Below are 17,312 nucleotides of genomic sequence, written 5' to 3'. Positions count from 1 at the left end.
TTTGAACTGGCTCTGGACAAGCAGCGATCTTCTGGCTGCGATGAACGGCCGCCCGGTCGGAAACCTGCCAGAGGGAATTGCCGGCATCTCGATCGACAGCCGAACGATCAACAAGGGCGAGGCATTTTTCGCGATCAAGGGCGATCGCGTCGACGGTCATGACTATGCCGGGATCGCACTTGCCAATGGAGCCGCCCTTCTTGTCGTCAGCGAAGGCAAGATTCCTGCGCTCGGCCGTCTGATCGCACCGATGATCGTCGTCGACGACGTGCTGGAGGCGCTGATCCGCCTCGGCTGCGCCGCGCGCGACCGGAGCGCCGCGAAGGTCATTGCCGTCACCGGTTCGGTCGGGAAGACCACGACGAAGGAAATGCTGAGGCACGTGCTTTCGCCACTCGGCCGCGTGCACGCCTCCGTTGCCTCCTTCAACAATCACTGGGGCGTGCCGCTCACCCTTGCGCGCATGCCGGAAGCGACGGACTTCGGCATCTTCGAGATCGGCATGAACCATCCGGGCGAGATCCGGCCGCTGACGAAGATGGTTCGGCCGCATGTGGCCGTCGTCACCAGTATCGCTCCCGCCCATCTCGGCAATTTCGCGAGTCTCGACGAGATCGCAACGGCAAAGGCCGAGATCTTCGAAGGCGTCGTCAATGGCGGTCATGCCGTCCTCAATCTCGACAGCCCGCAATACAACCTGCTGGAGCGGGCCGCCGGTGCGGCCGGGGTGAGCTACATCCATTCCTTCGGCGCCAATCCCAAAGCGGAGTTCCGGCTGGTTGAATTCGCCGGCGGATCGGAAGGCTCGGTGCTTTGGGCGGGGATCGGCGGCAGGACGCTGGAAGTCGCGATCGGCGCTCCCGGGCGTCACATCGCCGAAAACGCGCTGGCCGTCATCGCCGCGGCGAAGCTTGCAGGCGCCGATCTCGATCAGGTCCTGACGTCGCTTGCGACCATGCGGCCGGAAAAGGGCAGGGGACTGCAACACCGCCTGAAGGTCGGCGCGGGTCACCTGACGCTGATAGACGAGAGCTACAATGCCAACCCGGCGTCGATGCGCGCTGCGATCTCGCTGCTCGGCGATGCCGAACCACCGGTCGGCGGACGGCGGATCGCGATCCTCGGCGACATGCTGGAGATGGGCGAGCACGCGGCCGATGTCCATGCCGCCCTTGCGGAGCCGATCGTCGAGGCGGGAATTGCGGACGTCTGGCTAGCCGGGCCCGAGATGGCGCATCTGCGCGACGCGCTGCCGCCGGAGGTTTCGGTCGTCTATCGGCAGGCCGTCGACGATCTTACGGATTACGCACTCGCGGCGCTTGCCGCCGGCGATGTCGTGATGGTCAAATCATCCAAGGGAACCGGCTGCGCGAAGATCGTCCAGGCTCTTCTCGATGCCTATCCGGAAGAGGCGGTGAGGCGCGGGGAAGTATAACGGGCGTTGCCACTACTGCATGTTTCCTGATCGGAACCGATTTAGGGAAAGAACATGCGGCAATTGAAAGTGCGACAGCGAGCTTTGTGCGTCTGAAAGGATGCACGGCGCTGTGGTGCTGGTGGATACCGCCCTTCGGCCAGGGGATATGGCCTAACATAGTCGACCACAAGCGGGTAACGTCTATCAGATGATTCTGTTGGACAATGTCCGATACTAAAACCTTTGGGGAAAGGTCCCTTATGCTGATCTGGCTCGTGGAACTGGCGGACCACTTTCAATTCTTCAACCTCTTTCGCTACATCACTTTCCGCACGGGTGCAGCTCTCTTTACTTCCGCCTTGATCGTCTTCCTGTTCGGCCCGGCGATGATCGCATCGCTTCGCATCCGCCAGGGCAAGGGCCAGCCGATCCGCGCCGATGGTCCGCAGACCCACTTCAAGAAGGCCGGAACGCCGACCATGGGCGGCCTGATGATCCTTGCCGGCATCGTCGTCTCGTCGCTGCTTTGGGCCGACCTGTCCAGCGTCTATGTCGTCTCGACCCTTCTCGTGACGCTCGGCTTCGGCGCGATCGGCTTCTACGACGATTACCTCAAGGTGACGAAGCAGTCGGACAAGGGCTTTTCCGGCAAGGCGCGTCTCGGCATCGAATTCGTGATCGCGGCGATCGCCGTCTTCTTCATGATGCGGGCCGCGCTTTCGGCGGGGACCGCGGGCTCCACCTTCGGTTCCTCGGTTACTTTCCCCTTCTTCAAGGACCTGATGCTCAATCTCGGTTATTTCTTCGTGCTTTTCGGCGGTTTCGTCATCGTCGGCGCGGGCAATGCCGTGAACCTGACCGACGGTCTCGACGGGCTTGCCATCGTGCCCGTGATGATCGCGTCCGCCGCCTTCGGGCTGATCGCCTATCTCGCCGGTAACGCCGTTTTCGCCAACTATCTGCAGATCCATTTCGTACCGGGCACCGGTGAACTCGCCGTGATCCTCGGCGCCGTCATCGGCGCGGGTCTCGGCTTCCTCTGGTTCAACGCGCCACCCGCCGCAATCTTCATGGGCGATACCGGCTCGCTGGCGCTGGGTGGCCTCATCGGCACGGTTGCCGTCGCCACGAAGCATGAAGTCGTGATGATCATCGTCGGCGGCCTCTTCGTCATTGAGACGTTGTCGGTGATTATCCAGGTCTTCTGGTTCAAGCGGACCGGCCGCCGCGTCTTCCTGATGGCGCCGATCCACCATCACTTCGAAAAGAAGGGCTGGACGGAAAGCCAGGTGGTGATCCGCTTCTGGATCATCGCCGTCATCCTCGCGATGATCGGCCTTTCGACGCTCAAGCTGCGGTGAGTGTGCGATGATCCCGGTCACCACATTCAAGGACAGGAAGGTCGCACTCTTCGGGCTCGGTGGTTCCGGCCTCGCGACGGCGCAAGCGCTGGTCGCGGGCGGGGCGGACGTCGTCGGCTGGGACGACAATCCCGACAGCGTCACCAAGGCCGCCGCAGCGGGGCTTTCGACGGCCGATCTGCGCGGCGTCGACTGGTCCGGCTTTGCCGCTTTCGTACTCTCTCCCGGCGTGCCGCTGACGCATCCGAAGCCGCATTGGACCGTCGATCTTGCCCATCAGGCGGGTGTCGAGATCATCGGCGACGTGGAACTTTTCGTGCGCGAGCGCCGGGCGCACGCGCCCGACTGCCCTTTCATCGCCATCACCGGCACCAACGGCAAGTCGACAACGACGGCGCTTATCGCCCACATCCTGAGAGAAAGCGGGCGAGACACCCAGCTTGGCGGCAATATCGGCACCGCGGTACTGACGCTCGATCCGCCGAAGGCCGGACGTTTCTACGTGGTGGAATGCTCCTCCTACCAAATCGATCTTGCGCCGACGCTTGAGGCGACGGCCGGCATCCTGCTCAACCTGACCCCGGATCATTTGGACCGGCATGGCACGATGCAGAACTATGCCAATATCAAGGAGCGCCTGGTGGCGGGAAGCGACACCGCGATCGTGGGCGTCGACGATAGCTTCTCGACACTGATCGCCGATCGGGTGGAGCGTGCCGGAACCAGGGTCGTTCGCATTTCACGTCGGCAGGTGCTTGCTGATGGGCTTTATGCCGAATGCTCGCGGTTGATGCGCGCCCGTGGTGGCACGTCTTCGCTCTTCACCGATCTTGCAGGCATCCAGACGTTGCGGGGCGGGCATAACGCACAGAATGCGGCTGCGGCGATTGCCGCCTGCCTCGCGGTCGGCGTCGAGGAGAAGGACATCGTCGACGGTCTCCGCAGCTTCCCGGGGCTGAAGCACCGCATGCAGCCGGTCGGGAAAAAGGGTGATGTCGTCTTCGTCAACGACAGCAAGGCGACCAATGCGGATGCCGCGGCGCCGGCACTGTCGAGTTACGATCGGATCTATTGGATCGCCGGCGGTCTGCCGAAGGAAGGCGGCATCGCCTCGCTGACGCCGTTCTTCCCGAAGATCGTCAAGGCCTATCTGATCGGCGAGGCGGCGCCAGCTTTTGCAGCGACGCTCGGCGAGGCCGTGCGCTACGAGATTTCGGGAACGCTGGAGAATGCCGTGGCGCATGCGGCGGCGGATGCAGCACGAGACGAGGGGGGACCATCGGCCGTGATGCTCTCACCGGCTTGTGCAAGCTTCGATCAGTACAAGAATTTCGAGGTGCGCGGAGATGCCTTCGTCGGGCATGTGGCGGCGCTCGAAGGCGTGACCATGCTCATCTGACGGGCGGAGTTGGGCTGAACTATTGACGTGGCGCACATGTGCGCCGGAAAGGGGACAGACAGATGGTAAGCCGAGCCGAACGTGGCCCTGTGGCCGACTGGTTCTGGACGATCGACAGGTTTTTTCTCGCAACCTTCGTCCTCCTGATGGGCGTCGGCTTCATGCTCTCCTTCGCGGCGAGCCCGCCGGTCGCCGAACGGCTCGGCCTCGACAGCTTTCATTTCGTCAAGCGTCACGCGCTCTTCCTCCTGCCGTCGCTTGCGGTGATGGTCGGCATCTCCTTTCTTTCGCCGCGGCAGGTCAGGCGCGCAGCGATCATCCTTCTCGCAATTTCTCTCGGGATGATGGTGCTGGTTCTCTTCGTCGGTCAGGAGGTCAAGGGCTCGCTGCGCTGGATTTCGATCGCCGGCATCTCCATTCAGCCTTCGGAATTCATGAAGCCGGCCTTCGTGGTCGTCTGCGCCTGGCTTTTCTCCGAGCACGCAAGGCAGCCTGAAATCCCGGGCAATCTTTTCGCCATCCTGCTTTTCGGTATCGTCGGCGCGCTTCTCGTCGCCCAGCCCGACCTCGGCCAGACTATCCTCACGACGGCCGTCTGGGGCGGCATGTTCTTCATGGCGGGCATGCCGTGGCTCTGGATCATCGTGCTCGCGGGCGCGGCGGTCGGCGGCTTCTTCGTCGCCTATACCATGCTGCCGCACGTCGCCGGCCGTATCGACCGCTTCCTGACCGGCGAGGGCGACACGTTCCAGGTGGACACGGCGCGCGAGGCGATCATCCGCGGCGACTGGTTCGGCCGCGGCCCGGGCGAGGGCGTGGTCAAGCGCATCATTCCCGACAGCCACACCGACTTTGTCTTCTCGGTAGCCGCCGAGGAATTCGGCATCGTCTTCTGCATGGCCATCGTGCTGATCTTTTCGTTCCTCGTCATGCGCGGCCTCAGCCATGCCTTCCGCGAGCGCAACGATTTCAACCGCTTCGCCGTCGCCGGGCTGGTCCTGCAGATCGGCATCCAGTCGCTGATCAATATCGGTGTGAACCTCGAACTTCTTCCGGCCAAGGGCATGACCCTGCCGCTGATCTCCTACGGCGGCTCGTCGATGGTGGCGATCTGCGTGACGGCCGGATTCATCCTGGCATTGACCCGTCACCGGCCGGAAAAGCGCGCCGTGGAGCGTAGCCTCTTTCGATCCGGCGTCGGCGTGCCGGCGGAGTAAGTCATGAGCAAAGGCATCATTCTTCTTGCCGCCGGCGGCACCGGCGGTCACCTTTTTCCCGCGGAAGCGCTGGCACATGAGTTGAGGGCGTCCGGCTATTCCGTGCATCTGGTGACGGACAGCCGCGCCGAGCGCTTTGCCGGCAGGTTTCCGGCGGACGACATCCATGTCGTGCCGTCGGCGACGATCGGCTCGAAGAACCCGATCAAACTGGCGCAATCGGTCTGGAAGCTCTGGACAGGCCTGCGCGCGGCGCGGCGGCTGATCGCGCGCCTGAAGCCGAAGGCGGTGATCGGTTTCGGGGGTTACCCTACCGTGCCGCCGCTGCTGGCGGCGACCGGCATGGGTGTCCCCTCGATGATCCACGAGCAGAACGCCGTGATGGGACGAGCCAACAAGATGCTGGCATCGCGCGTTCGGGCAATCGCGGGAGGCTTTCTGCCCGAGGGGACCGGCGGTTTCGCGACGAAAACGGTGACTACCGGCAATCCCGTTCGTCCCGCCGTGCTCCAGGCGGCGGGCGTGCCCTATGCGACCTCGGCGAGCGATGCGCCCTTCCACCTGGTCGTCTTCGGCGGCAGCCAGGGCGCACAATATTTCTCGCAGGCGATTCCACAGGCGGTCTGCCGTCTCGACGACGCCGCGCGCCAGCGGGTGCGGGTCACGCAGCAGGCGCGCCCTGAGGATCGGGAAGGTGTCATCGCGGCATACCAGAAACTCGGCGTCCCGGCCGAGGTTGCCCCCTTCTTCAACGACATGGCGGCGCGGATCGCGGCGGCCCAACTCGTCATCTGCCGTTCGGGCGCGTCGACCGTTTCCGAGCTTGCCGTGATCGGCCGGCCCGCAGTCCTTGTGCCCTATCCCTATGCGCTCGATCACGATCAGGCGGCGAATGCCGCCGCGCTTGCGGCCAAGGGCGGCGCCCGTGTGATCGCACAGGCCGAACTCAGCGCCGAACGGCTCTCTGGCATCCTCGCCGACGCCATGAACAATCCGCAATCCCTGGCGCAGATGGCCACCAATGCCCGCGAAACCGGCAAACCGGACGCCGCGCGCTTGCTTGCGTCCCTCGTAGAGGCTATTGCCAGCGGTTTGACAGTCGAGAAATTCAAGGAAACACGCTCATGAAAATGCCGAAGACGATCGGGCTCGTACATTTCATCGGTATCGGCGGCATTGGCATGAGCGGTATTGCAGAGGTGCTGCACAATCTCGGTCACCGGGTGCAGGGTTCGGATCAGTCGGACAGCGCCAACGTGCAGCGCCTGCGCGACAAGGGCATCAGGATCTCCGTCGGCCACAAGGCTGAAAACCTCGGCGATGCCGAGGTTGTCGTCGTCTCGACCGCGATCAAGAAGGACAATCCCGAGTTGATCGCCGCGCGCGAAAAATTCCTGCCCGTCGTGCGCCGCGCCGAAATGCTGGCCGAACTGATGCGCTTCCGCAATGCGATCGCCATCGGCGGCACGCACGGCAAGACGACGACGACCTCGATGGTCGCAGCGCTGCTCGATGCAGGCGGGCTCGATCCGACCGTCATCAATGGCGGCATCATCAACGCCTACGGCACCAACGCGCGCATGGGCGCCGGCGAATGGATGGTGGTCGAGGCGGACGAGTCCGACGGTACCTTCCTGAAGTTGCCGGCCGACATCGCCGTCGTCACCAATATCGACCCGGAGCATCTCGACCACTACGGTAATTTCGACGCCGTGAGGGCGGCCTTCCGGCAGTTCGTCGAGAACGTGCCCTTCTATGGCTTCGGCGTGCTCTGCCTCGATCATCCCGAGGTCCAGTCGATGGTCGCCAAGATCGAGGACCGCAAGGTCGTCAGCTATGGCGAGAACCCGCAGGCGGACGTGCGCTACCACAATATACGCATGGACGGCGCGACCTCGATCTTCGATATCGAGATCCGCCGCCGCCGTACAGGGCAGGTGATCACGATGAAGGATCTGCGGCTGCCGATGCCCGGCCGCCACAACGTTTCCAATGCCACGGCCGCTATCGCCGTCGCCCAGCGTCTCGGCATCAAGCCGGAGGATATCGCGAAGGGGCTCGCCGCCTTCGGCGGCGTCAAGCGGCGTTTCACGCTTACCGGCGAGTGGAATGGCGCGCGCATCTTCGACGACTACGGCCATCACCCGGTCGAGATCAAGGCGGTCCTGAAAGCGGCGCGCGAGGCCTGCCAGGGACGGATCATCGCTGTCCACCAGCCGCATCGCTACAGCCGCCTGTCGAGCCTCTTCGAGGACTTCTCTTCCTGCTTCAACGATGCCGACACGATCCTGATCGCGCCCGTCTACGCGGCGGGCGAGGACGCGATCGACGGCGTGAATTCGGAAGCGCTGGTCAATCGCATCAAAGCGGCGGGCCACCGTGACGCGCGCCATGTCGCCGGGCAGGAGGAAATCGCACCGATCGTCTCGAAGATTGCGCAGGCGGGCGATTTTGTGGTTCTCTTGGGGGCTGGCAGCATTACCTATTGGGCTGCAGCCCTGCCCAAGGAACTCGCGAATATTTCAGGAATTTGAGCATGAAACAGGTCAACGGTCAGAAACTTCTCGAAGCGCTCGGAAGCGGCGTCAGTGCAGTTCGCGGACGCATCACGCCCGATGCCCCGATGGACCGCGTGACCTGGTTTCGCGCCGGTGGGCTTGCCGAGCTCATGTTCCAGCCGCACGACACCGACGATCTCGTCACGTTCCTGAAGCTCGTGCCGGAGAACGTACCGGTCATGGTCATCGGCGTCGGTTCCAACCTGCTCGTGCGCGACGGCGGCATTCCGGGCGTCGTCATCCGCCTATCGGCAAAGGGCTTCGGCGATCTTGAGATCGTCGGCGAAAACCGCATCAAGGCGGGTGCCATCTGCCCGGACAAGAATATCGCCGCGATGGCGCTCGACCACGGCATTGGCGGCTTCTATTTCTACTACGGCATCCCGGGTTCGATCGGTGGTGCGCTACGGATGAACGCCGGCGCGAATGGCGGCGAGACGCGCGAGCGCGTCGTGGAGGTCCATGCGGTCGACCGCAAGGGCAAAAAGCATGTGCTGAGCAAAGCCGACATGGGCTATTCCTATCGTCACACTGCAGCGGCGAAGGACCTGATCTTCACGCATGCGATTTTCGAAGGCTATCCGGAAGACAAGAACAAGATCCGCACCGACATGGACGCCGTTCGCCAGCATCGCGAGACGGTGCAGCCGATCCGCGAAAAGACCGGCGGCTCGACCTTCAAGAATCCGGAAGGCCACTCCGCCTGGAAGCTCATCGACGAGGCGGGTTGCCGCGGCATGATGATCGGCAGCGCGCAGATGTCGCCGCTTCACTGCAACTTCATGATCAACACGGGGCAGGCGACCGGCTACGAGCTCGAATATCTCGGCGAGACCGTGCGCCAGCGGGTAATGGAACATTCCGGCGTGAAGCTGGAGTGGGAGATCAAGCGCGTCGGCAATTTCATGCCAGGTTACGAGATCAAGGAATTCCTTGGCCGCGGCATAGCCTAAGCCGGAAAATAGCAAAGGAAAGGGCCGCGACGGTTGCCGTCGCGGCCCTTTCTGCTTTTCAATTCGGTGTTGTCGTCAGCCGGAAACTTCCACTTCCTTCGAGAGCAGCAGGCAGACGAGCGTGATCAGCGCGGCGGCCAGCAGATAGTAGCCGACATGGCCGAGGCTGTAGTTAGTCGCAAGCCAGGTGGCGATGTAGGGCGCCAGCGACGCGCCGAAGATGCCGGCGAGGTTGAAGGTCATCGAGGCACCGGTGTAGCGCACCGCCGTCGGGAAGGGGGCGGCGAGTGCTGCGCCGATCGGCCCGTAAGTGAGTCCCATCAGACCAAGGCCGATGATCGAAGAGGCGAAGGCGCCGCCTAGGCCGCTCGTCATCAGCGGAGCCATGACGAGACCGAAGATGCCGATGCCGATCGTCGTCAGCACCAGAACGAGACGCCGACCGAAGCGATCCGAAAGAATGCCCGAGACCGGGATCATCAGGCCGAAGAAGACGACGCCGGCCATCTGGACGACCAGGAACTGCTCGCGCGAATAACCGAGCTTCGCCGTGCCCCAGGAGAGCGAGAAGACGGTCATCAGGTAGAACAGAACAAAGGTCGCGAGCGCCACGAAAGTGCCGAGCACGAGACTGCGCTTGTGTGAGCGGAAGATTGCCGCGACCGGAACTTCGACGCGCTCATGCTTGTCGATCGCCGTCTGGAATTCCGGCGTCTCGGTGATCTTCAGGCGGACATAGAGGCCGACGATGACGAGGAGCACGCTGGCGATGAAGGGGATGCGCCAGCCCCAGGCGAGGAAGGCTTCCTCGCTCATCACTTCGCCGAGCACGAGGAAGGTGCCGGCGGAAAGGATGAAGCCGATCGGCGCACCGAGCTGCGGGAACATCGCGTACCAGCTCCGCTTGCCTTCCGGGGCGTTCTCGGTAGCGAGCAGCACGGCGCCGCCCCACTCGCCGCCGAGCCCGAGGCCCTGGCCGAAGCGGCAGAGCGCCAGCAGCAGCGGCGCGGCAATGCCGATCGTCGCATAGGTCGGCAGAAGACCGATGACGACGGTCGAAATGCCCATGGTCATGAGTGCCGCAACGAGTGTCGCCTTGCGGCCGACCTTGTCACCGAAATGGCCGAAGACCACCGCGCCGAAGGGGCGGGCGAAAAAGGCGATCGAGAAGGTGGCGAAGGACTGCAGCATCGCCGAGGTCGGATCGGCCGAGGGGAAGAAGAGATGCGGGAAAATGATCACCGCCGCCGTCGCATAAACGTAGAAGTCGAAGAATTCGATGGTCGTGCCGACGAGGCTGGCGAACAGCACCCGTGCAGGCGAGTTCACTGCCGGCTGATGCAACGCACTATCCTTCGGCGACAGCGAGGTTGTCGCGTCTGTCATTGTCTTGTTCCTGATATGATTGTCATGCCGTCTTGGGAGGCGGTCGGCGGGTCTTAGCGCAAGTTTCCGTCGGGAGAAACCCTGAAATAGTAAGAAATGCGAACTAAATTTGCGGCGGGCGCAGCATTGTTCCGCCGGCGCGTGGCTCGGCATGATCTGCCCGCTCGATGCCTCGATTTTCGGCAAGGGCCAGATCCCGGCAACATTCCTTTGCGGTAGTCACCGCCGTTCGCAAGATTGTCGAAGTGATGGTGTCCCACGTGAGCGGCGCGCTCAGGCAAGCCACGAGAGCCTTGCCAAGAACCCCGAAGGATATCCAGGGGCTTCATTTTTCGCCGTCCGCACTCATTTCTTAACGTAGTCGTACAAACCACTGATTTCTCGGCTGATTGCCTTGTTTCGGCAGGCGTTTTCGGCGGCAAAGCTGACGCGCTTCATGAGAAGAGTTAACCAAAGTAAACGATTCATTAACCATAATGCCGTTCTAGTGGCGCTGTTCGGGCGCCGGCGACTCGGCAGCCGGAATCAGCCAGACGCAAGCAAGAATAGTGATAGTGGCGTATTGTTTGGGGGTTTTGATGAGCGGCAGGCATGTTGCTGTCCTGATGGGCGGATTTTCCTCGGAGAGGCCGGTGAGCCTGTCTTCCGGGGCTGCTTGCGCCGATGCCCTTGAAGCCGAAGGCTATCGCGTTACGCGCGTGGACGTCGGGCGCGATGTGGCCGCAGTTCTTGCGGACCTGCGTCCGGAGATTGCCTTCAACGCCCTCCACGGCCCCTTCGGCGAAGACGGCACGATCCAGGGCATCCTGGAATATCTCGAGATTCCCTATACCCATTCCGGCGTGCTTGCCTCCGCGCTCGCCATGGACAAGGCGCAGGCCAAGCATGTCGCCAAGGCTGCCGGCATTCCGGTCGCTGATGCGTTGATCATGGATCGGCGCACATTCGGCAACCGGCACCCGATGAAGCCGCCCTATGTGGTCAAGCCGGTTCGCGAAGGTTCGAGCTTCGGCGTCGTCATCGTCAAGGAGGATCAGTCGCATCCGCCGCAGGTGATCACGTCCAGCGAATGGCGCTACGGCGACCGTGTCATGGTCGAGCGCTATATCGCCGGCCGCGAGCTGACATGCGGCGTCATGGGCGATGTCGCGCTCGGCGTCACCGAGATCATTCCTCAGGGGCATGCCTTCTACGATTATGATTCAAAATACGTAAAAGGTGGTTCAAGCCACGTCATTCCGGCGCAGATTTCACCAAATATTTACCAAAAAATACAAACACTCGCTTTGAAGGCGCATCAGGCAATCGGTTGCCGCGGCGTCAGCCGATCCGACTTCCGCTTCGACGATCGCGGTCCCGGCGAGGGCGAGTTGATCTGGCTGGAAATCAATACCCAGCCCGGCATGACCCCGACCTCCCTGGTGCCCGAGATGGCGCAGCATGCGGGCCTTCAGTTTGGTGAGTTTCTCAGGTGGATGGTGGAGGACGCATCGTGTTTGCGTTGAGGGGCAGAAGGGGCAGAAGGGTGCGTCACCCGCTCGGCGTCGCCGGCGAGGCGGATGAGACGTTCGTGCTGCCGCGTCCACTGCGCAAGGTCGTGCGTTTCCTGGTCAGTCTTGGCACGGGCCGCATCCGCTTTCCCGCGCACACCGGTACAGTGTCGGCCGCCGCCTTCCTTGCGGCGACGGGCTTCTATGGAATGTCGCTTGGGGGTCACACGCAGAACTTCGCGCAAGCCTCAACGACGGCAGCCGGCTTCGCCATCGAGGACGTTCGGGTTTCCGGCAATGAGCAAACCTCCGAGATCGATATTCTCCAGCAGCTCGGGCTCGATGGCGCGACGTCGCTCGTCGCTCTCGACATCGCTGAGGCCCGCAGGCTGATCAGCGAATTGCCCTGGGTGCAGAACGTGACCGTGCGCAAGGTCTATCCCGGCACGATCGAGGTCAACCTCGAGGAACGCAAGGCCTTCGGCATCTGGCAGCACGGCTCCGACCTGTCGCTGATCGAGCGCAGCGGCAGTGTCATCGCGCCGCTTCGCGACAACAAATTCGCCGCTTTGCCGCTGTTCGTCGGTCGCGATGCAGAGACGGCGGCGGCCGGGTTCTACGACGAATTCTCGCGCTGGCCGGAGTTCCGCTCCCGTGTGAAGGCTTTCGTGCGGGTTTCCGGCAGGCGGTGGGACCTGCGCCTCGACAACGGCATCATCGTCAAGCTTCCGGAGAACGACGTCGCCAGGGCGATGAAGGTTCTCGCCGAGATGGAGGAGAGGCATCAGCTTCTCGAGCGCGACATCGCCGCCGTCGATCTGAGGCTCGAAGACCGCACCACGGTACAATTGACGCCGGAAGCCGTTGCCCGGCGAGAGGTCGCGTTGAAGGCGAGGGAGAAGATGCTGAAAGCCCAGGAGAAGCGGATATGAGTTTGTTCGGATCCGCCAATTTTGGCCTTCCGCGTCTGAAGCCGCTTTCGTCCAAGCGGTCGCACGTCGTCTCGGTGCTCGACATCGGCTCGACCAAGATCGTCTGCATGATCGGCCGGCTGACGCCGCGCGCCGAAAGCCAGATCCTGCCCGGTCGCACCCACAACATCGAAATCATCGGCATAGGCCATCAGAAGTCGCGCGGTGTGAAGAACGGCGTCATCGCCGATCTCGACGCGGCGGAGGGCGTCGTCAGGCTCGCGGTCGATGCCGCGGAGCGGATGGCGGGGCTGACGATCGACAGCCTGATCGTCAATGTTTCCGCCGGCCGGCTGCAGAGCGACGTCTACACGGCGACGATCGATCTCGGCGGACAGGAGGTCGATGCAAGCGATCTCAAGAAGGTGCTGGCCGCCGCCGGCCAGCAGTCGCAGCGCTCCGATCGGGCGATCCTGCATTCGCTGCCGACCGGCTTCTCGCTAGATGGCGAGCGCGGCATCCGCGATCCGCTGGCGATGTTCGGCGATGTCCTTGGCGTGGATATGCACGTGCTGACGGTCGAGCGGGCGGCTCTCAAGAATCTCGAGCTCTGCGTCAACCGCGCTCATCTCTCGGTCGAGGGCATCGTTGCGACGCCTTACGCCAGCGGTCTTGCCGCACTCGTCGACGACGAGGTGGAGCTTGGCTGCGCGGCCATCGACATGGGCGGCGGCACGACGACGATTTCCGTCTTCGCCGAAGGCAAGCTGGTTCATGCCGACGCCGTCAGCCTCGGCGGCCATCATGTCACCACCGATCTTGCACGCGGTCTCTCGACGCGCATCGAGGATGCCGAGCGGCTGAAGGTCGTGCACGGTTCGGCGCTGCCGAACAGCGCCGACGAGCGCGACATCGTATCCGTCCCGCCGATCGGTGAGGACGATCGCGATCAGCCGACCCATGTGCCGCGCGCTCTGGTGTCACGCATCGTTCGCGCCCGTATCGAGGAGACGCTGGAACTCATTCGCGATCGCATTCAGCGTTCGGGCTTCAGCCCGATCGTCGGCAAGCGCATCGTACTGACGGGCGGCGCCAGCCAGCTGACCGGTCTGCCGGAAGCGGCGCGGCGCATTCTCGCCCGCAACGTCCGCATTGGTCGCCCGCTCGGCGTGTCCGGTCTGCCGGCCGCGGCGAAGGGGCCCGCCTTTTCCACGGCTGTCGGGCTGATGATCTATCCGCAGGTCGCTGATCTCGAGACCCATGCTGCCCACGGCGGCATGTTCTCCACCTTCGGCGGCGGCAACAGCCGCATCGCCCGCATGGGACAGTGGTTGAAAGAGAGTTTCTGAGCTTCGCCGGCGTCGCAGGGCGCCGGGCGAAACAGGTGTTTGAGTTTTGAAGGATTTGGCCGGCTCGGCAAGGCGGCCAGAAAACGAGAAGGAACAGTGATATGACCATCAACTTGCAAAAGCCGGATATCACCGAGCTGAAGCCCCGCATCACGGTCTTCGGCGTCGGTGGCGGCGGCGGCAACGCCGTCAACAACATGATCACCGCGGGCCTGCAGGGCGTCGATTTCGTCGTCGCCAACACGGACGCGCAGGCGCTCACCATGACCAAGGCTGAACGGATCATCCAGATGGGTGTGGCAGTCACCGAAGGTCTCGGCGCCGGTTCGCAGCCGGAAGTCGGCCGCGCAGCCGCCGAAGAGTGCATCGACGAGATCATCGATCATCTGAACGGCACGCATATGTGCTTCGTCACCGCCGGCATGGGCGGCGGCACCGGCACCGGCGCGGCCCCGATCGTTGCGCAGGCCGCCCGCAACAAGGGCATCCTGACCGTCGGCGTCGTCACAAAGCCCTTCCACTTCGAAGGCCAGCGCCGCATGCGCCTCGCCGATCAGGGTATCGCCGAACTGCAGAAGTCGGTCGACACGCTGATCGTCATCCCGAACCAGAACCTCTTCCGCATTGCCAACGACAAGACGACCTTCGCGGACGCCTTCGCGATGGCCGACCAGGTCCTCTATTCGGGCGTTGCCTGCATCACCGACCTCATGGTCAAGGAAGGCCTGATCAATCTCGACTTCGCCGACGTCCGCTCGGTGATGCGCGAAATGGGCCGCGCCATGATGGGCACCGGCGAAGCATCGGGCGAAGGCCGCGCAATGGCTGCCGCCGAGGCTGCAATCGCCAACCCGCTGCTCGACGAAACCTCGATGAAGGGCGCTCAAGGGTTGCTCATCTCCATCACCGGCGGTCGCGACCTCACGCTCTTCGAGGTCGATGAGGCTGCAACGCGCATCCGCGAGGAAGTGGATCCCGACGCCAACATCATCCTTGGCGCCACCTTCGACGAAGAACTCGAAGGCCTGATCCGCGTTTCCGTGGTTGCAACCGGTATCGATCGCACGGCTGCGGAGGTGGCCGGTCGCACGGTTGACTTTCGTCCGGTAGCGCCGAAGCCGGTCGTTCGCCCGTCCGCAGCAATCCCGACCCAGCCTCAGCCGGTCGCCCAGCACCACCAGCCGGCACCACAGCCGCAGCCGGTTGCCCAGCCCGTGCAGCAGCAAAACACGGTCGACCAGATCGCGCTCGCAATCCGCGAAGCCGAAATGGAGCGCGAGCTCGATATCGCCACCCGCACCCAGGTCGCCGCGCCTGTGCAGCAGGTACAGCACGTGCAGGAAGAAGCCTTTCGGCCCCAAAGCAAGCTTTTCGCCGGCGCCGCCCCGGTGGAGGCCGCTCCCGTAGTGCGTCAGGCCCCGCCGGTGCAGCGTCCGGTCGAAATGCCGGTGCAGGCACAGGTCCAGCCGCAAATGCAGCCGCAAATGCAGCCGCAGCCGGTCCGTCACGAGCCTGCTCCGGTCGTGCGCCAGCAGGCCGAACCGGTGCGCATGCCGAAGGTCGAGGACTTCCCGCCAGTCGTGAAGGCCGAGATCGATCACCGCGCGCATGCCGCACCCGCTCACCAGGAAGAGCGCGGCCCGATGGGGCTCCTGAAGCGAATCACCAATTCGCTTTCCCGTCGCGACGATGACGATCACGGCGTCTCCGCCGACATGACGGCCGCAGCACCGAGTGCTGCCTCGCAGCAGCGCCGCCCGCTTTCGCCGGAAGCGAGCCTTTACGCGCCGCGTCGCGGCCAGCTTGACGATCACGGCCGCGTCTCGCCGCAGGCGCGCTCGCACGAAGATGATCAGCTCGAAATCCCGGCGTTCCTTCGCCGGCAATCGAACTGATTTTGAAGGACTGTTCCTTCACCTTGCCGAATGCCCGGGCGACTGCCCGGGCATTTTTCGATTTTCGTCGTTCTTTCAACCGCTTGCCACTTAAGTTGCGCGCATGACAATTGCGTAACAATGCGAAACGAACAGTGATTTGGAATGGTGCCTCCAAAATCTTATTTTCAGCATCGGAATTGGGGACGCATACGATTCGATCGGGCGCTGTTAGTTCAAGAGATCGAGGTTTCGGCCGACAGGCGCGAATCCTCGGGGATCTTACTTTGTGCCTTTGAACATCGTTGCATCCTTCGTGCGTTTGGCCCAGGCGGCCTCATTGAGTGAAAGTGACGACGAGAATGGGAATTGAACTCCTCGGGTTTCAGACGACGATTGCAAGCCCGGTAACGCTGAAGGGAATTGGCGTCCATTCAGGCGCGGAAGTGTCGATCACCTTCCACCCGGCCGAGGCCGATGCCGGCATCGTCTTCCAGCGGGTTCTCGCCGGCGGCCGCGTCGCCGAGTTCCGGGCCGTCTCGTCGCAGGTCGGCAACACCGATCTCTGCACGGTTCTCGGTTTCTCGCCGGCGACCTCTGTCGCGACGGTCGAGCACGTGATGGCTGCGATTTATGCGCTCGGTCTCGACAACTTGCTCGTCGAAGTCCACGGCGCCGAAATGCCGATCATGGACGGCAGTTCCGAGCCCTTCATCGACGCGATCGAACAGGTCGGCCTGAGGGCGCTTGCGGTGAAGCGGCGCTATATCCGCATCGTCAAGCCGGTGCGCATCGAATCGGGTGCCTCCTGGTCGGAGTTCACGCCCTATGACGGCATGCGCTTCGAGGTCGAGATCGACTTCGATTGCCCGCTGATCGGCCGTCAAGCCTGGAAGGGCGATATGACGCCTTCGGTCTTCAAGCGGGAACTGTCGCGCGCACGCACCTTCGGCTTCATGCGTGATGTCGAGCGGCTGTGGGCCGGTGGCTTCGCGCTCGGCTCGTCGCTCGAAAATTCGGTGGTGATCTCGGACGACAACGCGGTGATCAATGTCGAGGGCCTGCGGTATACGGACGAATTCGTTCGCCACAAGACCCTTGACGCAGTCGGCGATCTTTCGCTGGCCGGCGCTCCCTTCATCGGCTGCTATCGCTCCTATCGCGGCGGCCATAAGATGAACGCCAATGCACTGAAAGCCCTGTTGAGCGACAACAGCGCTTACGAGGTCGTCGAAACGGCAACGCCGCGCCAGCGCACCCGCTCGCGCGATTTGGTCGCCGTCGCCGCCCCGGGTTTCGCGCCTTGGTCCGCATAACAACAAGAGTGAGTTCTTCTCCAGTCGCCGGCCGAAAGGCCGGCTTTTTCATTGCGCCGGATGATTCCCCGAAGCGGAATC

Annotated in this window: 13 protein-coding genes; 12 read left to right on the top strand and 1 reads right to left on the bottom strand. The window is 63.2% G+C overall.

Annotated features, from left to right (window positions below; translation table 11 throughout):
- Position 1: 1 nt before the first annotated feature.
- From QN224_RS16600 to murB, 7 genes are all read left to right on the top strand, one after another.
- Complete coding sequence (locus tag QN224_RS16600; protein ID WP_283977590.1) at positions 2 to 1,435, top strand: UDP-N-acetylmuramoylalanyl-D-glutamyl-2,6-diaminopimelate--D-alanyl-D-alanine ligase; 1,434 nt, start codon at positions 2 to 4, stop codon at positions 1,433 to 1,435.
- A 242-nt stretch (positions 1,436 to 1,677) separates the two neighbouring features.
- Positions 1,678 to 2,778 carry a phospho-N-acetylmuramoyl-pentapeptide-transferase gene (mraY, locus tag QN224_RS16595; protein ID WP_173509747.1) on the top strand — a complete coding sequence of 367 codons (1,101 nt, stop codon included), beginning with the start codon at positions 1,678 to 1,680 and terminating at the stop codon, positions 2,776 to 2,778.
- Between the two features lie 7 nt (positions 2,779 to 2,785).
- Complete coding sequence (gene murD, locus QN224_RS16590; RefSeq protein WP_283977589.1) at positions 2,786 to 4,177, top strand: UDP-N-acetylmuramoyl-L-alanine--D-glutamate ligase; 1,392 nt, start codon at positions 2,786 to 2,788, stop codon at positions 4,175 to 4,177.
- Between the two features lie 62 nt (positions 4,178 to 4,239).
- On the top strand, positions 4,240 to 5,394 hold the full coding sequence (gene ftsW, locus QN224_RS16585; RefSeq protein WP_173509749.1) for a putative lipid II flippase FtsW: 1,155 nt from the start codon (positions 4,240 to 4,242) through the stop codon (positions 5,392 to 5,394).
- 3 nt (positions 5,395 to 5,397) lie between these two features.
- On the top strand, positions 5,398 to 6,522 hold the full coding sequence (gene murG, locus QN224_RS16580; protein ID WP_283977588.1) for an undecaprenyldiphospho-muramoylpentapeptide beta-N-acetylglucosaminyltransferase: 1,125 nt from the start codon (positions 5,398 to 5,400) through the stop codon (positions 6,520 to 6,522).
- Positions 6,519 to 7,928 carry a UDP-N-acetylmuramate--L-alanine ligase gene (gene murC / locus QN224_RS16575; protein ID WP_283977587.1) on the top strand — a complete coding sequence of 470 codons (1,410 nt, stop codon included), beginning with the start codon at positions 6,519 to 6,521 and terminating at the stop codon, positions 7,926 to 7,928. The genes murG and murC overlap by 4 nt, the downstream gene beginning before the upstream one ends.
- Before the next feature lie 2 nt (positions 7,929 to 7,930).
- Positions 7,931 to 8,905, top strand: a complete 975-nt coding sequence (gene murB, locus QN224_RS16570; protein ID WP_283977586.1) for a UDP-N-acetylmuramate dehydrogenase — start codon at positions 7,931 to 7,933, stop codon at positions 8,903 to 8,905.
- Between the two features lie 75 nt (positions 8,906 to 8,980).
- Here the strand turns inward: murB and QN224_RS16565 are convergent, their stop codons facing one another.
- Positions 8,981 to 10,291 carry an MFS transporter gene (locus tag QN224_RS16565; RefSeq protein WP_283977585.1) on the bottom strand — a complete coding sequence of 437 codons (1,311 nt, stop codon included), beginning with the start codon at positions 10,289 to 10,291 and terminating at the stop codon, positions 8,981 to 8,983.
- Positions 10,292 to 10,869: 578 nt separating this feature from the next.
- Here QN224_RS16565 and QN224_RS16560 point away from each other — a divergent pair.
- From QN224_RS16560 to lpxC, 5 genes are all read left to right on the top strand, one after another.
- The gene (locus tag QN224_RS16560; protein WP_173509754.1) at positions 10,870 to 11,796 is read left to right on the top strand and encodes a D-alanine--D-alanine ligase; all 927 of its coding nucleotides are present in this window, start codon (positions 10,870 to 10,872) and stop codon (positions 11,794 to 11,796) included.
- Positions 11,784 to 12,713, top strand: coding sequence for a cell division protein FtsQ (ftsQ, locus tag QN224_RS16555; protein WP_173509755.1), 930 nt, complete (start codon positions 11,784 to 11,786; stop codon positions 12,711 to 12,713). Before QN224_RS16560 ends, ftsQ begins: the two co-directional genes overlap by 13 nt.
- Positions 12,710 to 14,041 (top strand): cell division protein FtsA, encoded by a 1,332-nt coding sequence (gene ftsA / locus QN224_RS16550; protein ID WP_173509756.1) that lies wholly within the window; start codon positions 12,710 to 12,712, stop codon positions 14,039 to 14,041. The genes ftsQ and ftsA overlap by 4 nt, the downstream gene beginning before the upstream one ends.
- A 101-nt stretch (positions 14,042 to 14,142) precedes the next feature.
- On the top strand, positions 14,143 to 15,936 hold the full coding sequence (gene ftsZ, locus QN224_RS16545; RefSeq protein WP_283977584.1) for a cell division protein FtsZ: 1,794 nt from the start codon (positions 14,143 to 14,145) through the stop codon (positions 15,934 to 15,936).
- A 341-nt stretch (positions 15,937 to 16,277) separates the two neighbouring features.
- A complete protein-coding gene (lpxC, locus tag QN224_RS16540; RefSeq protein WP_283977583.1) occupies positions 16,278 to 17,231 on the top strand; it encodes a UDP-3-O-acyl-N-acetylglucosamine deacetylase in 954 nt (317 codons plus the stop codon).
- The last annotated feature ends 81 nt before the right edge of the window (positions 17,232 to 17,312 follow it).

The sequence above is a fragment of the Sinorhizobium sp. 7-81 genome, from assembly GCF_030124405.1.
Classification (GTDB): Bacteria; Pseudomonadota; Alphaproteobacteria; order Rhizobiales; family Rhizobiaceae; genus Sinorhizobium; species Sinorhizobium psoraleae.
Note: the sequence above shows the minus strand (reverse complement) of the source record. Positions and strands in the feature narration are given on the sequence as shown.

Bases quoted from the DNA above. Each gene is read 5' to 3' on its own strand.
- mraY (WP_173509747.1), top strand. From the start codon at position 1,678: ATGCTGATCTGGCTCGTGGAACTGGCGGACCACTTTCAATTCTTCAAC.
- murD (WP_283977589.1), top strand. From the start codon at position 2,786: ATGATCCCGGTCACCACATTCAAGGACAGGAAGGTCGCACTCTTCGGG.
- ftsW (WP_173509749.1), top strand. From the start codon at position 4,240: ATGGTAAGCCGAGCCGAACGTGGCCCTGTGGCCGACTGGTTCTGGACG.
- murG (WP_283977588.1), top strand. From the start codon at position 5,398: ATGAGCAAAGGCATCATTCTTCTTGCCGCCGGCGGCACCGGCGGTCAC.
- murC (WP_283977587.1), top strand. From the start codon at position 6,519: ATGAAAATGCCGAAGACGATCGGGCTCGTACATTTCATCGGTATCGGC.
- murB (WP_283977586.1), top strand. From the start codon at position 7,931: ATGAAACAGGTCAACGGTCAGAAACTTCTCGAAGCGCTCGGAAGCGGC.
- QN224_RS16565 (WP_283977585.1), bottom strand. From the start codon at position 10,291: ATGACAGACGCGACAACCTCGCTGTCGCCGAAGGATAGTGCGTTGCAT.
- QN224_RS16560 (WP_173509754.1), top strand. From the start codon at position 10,870: ATGAGCGGCAGGCATGTTGCTGTCCTGATGGGCGGATTTTCCTCGGAG.
- ftsA (WP_173509756.1), top strand. From the start codon at position 12,710: ATGAGTTTGTTCGGATCCGCCAATTTTGGCCTTCCGCGTCTGAAGCCG.
- ftsZ (WP_283977584.1), top strand. From the start codon at position 14,143: ATGACCATCAACTTGCAAAAGCCGGATATCACCGAGCTGAAGCCCCGC.
- lpxC (WP_283977583.1), top strand. From the start codon at position 16,278: ATGGGAATTGAACTCCTCGGGTTTCAGACGACGATTGCAAGCCCGGTA.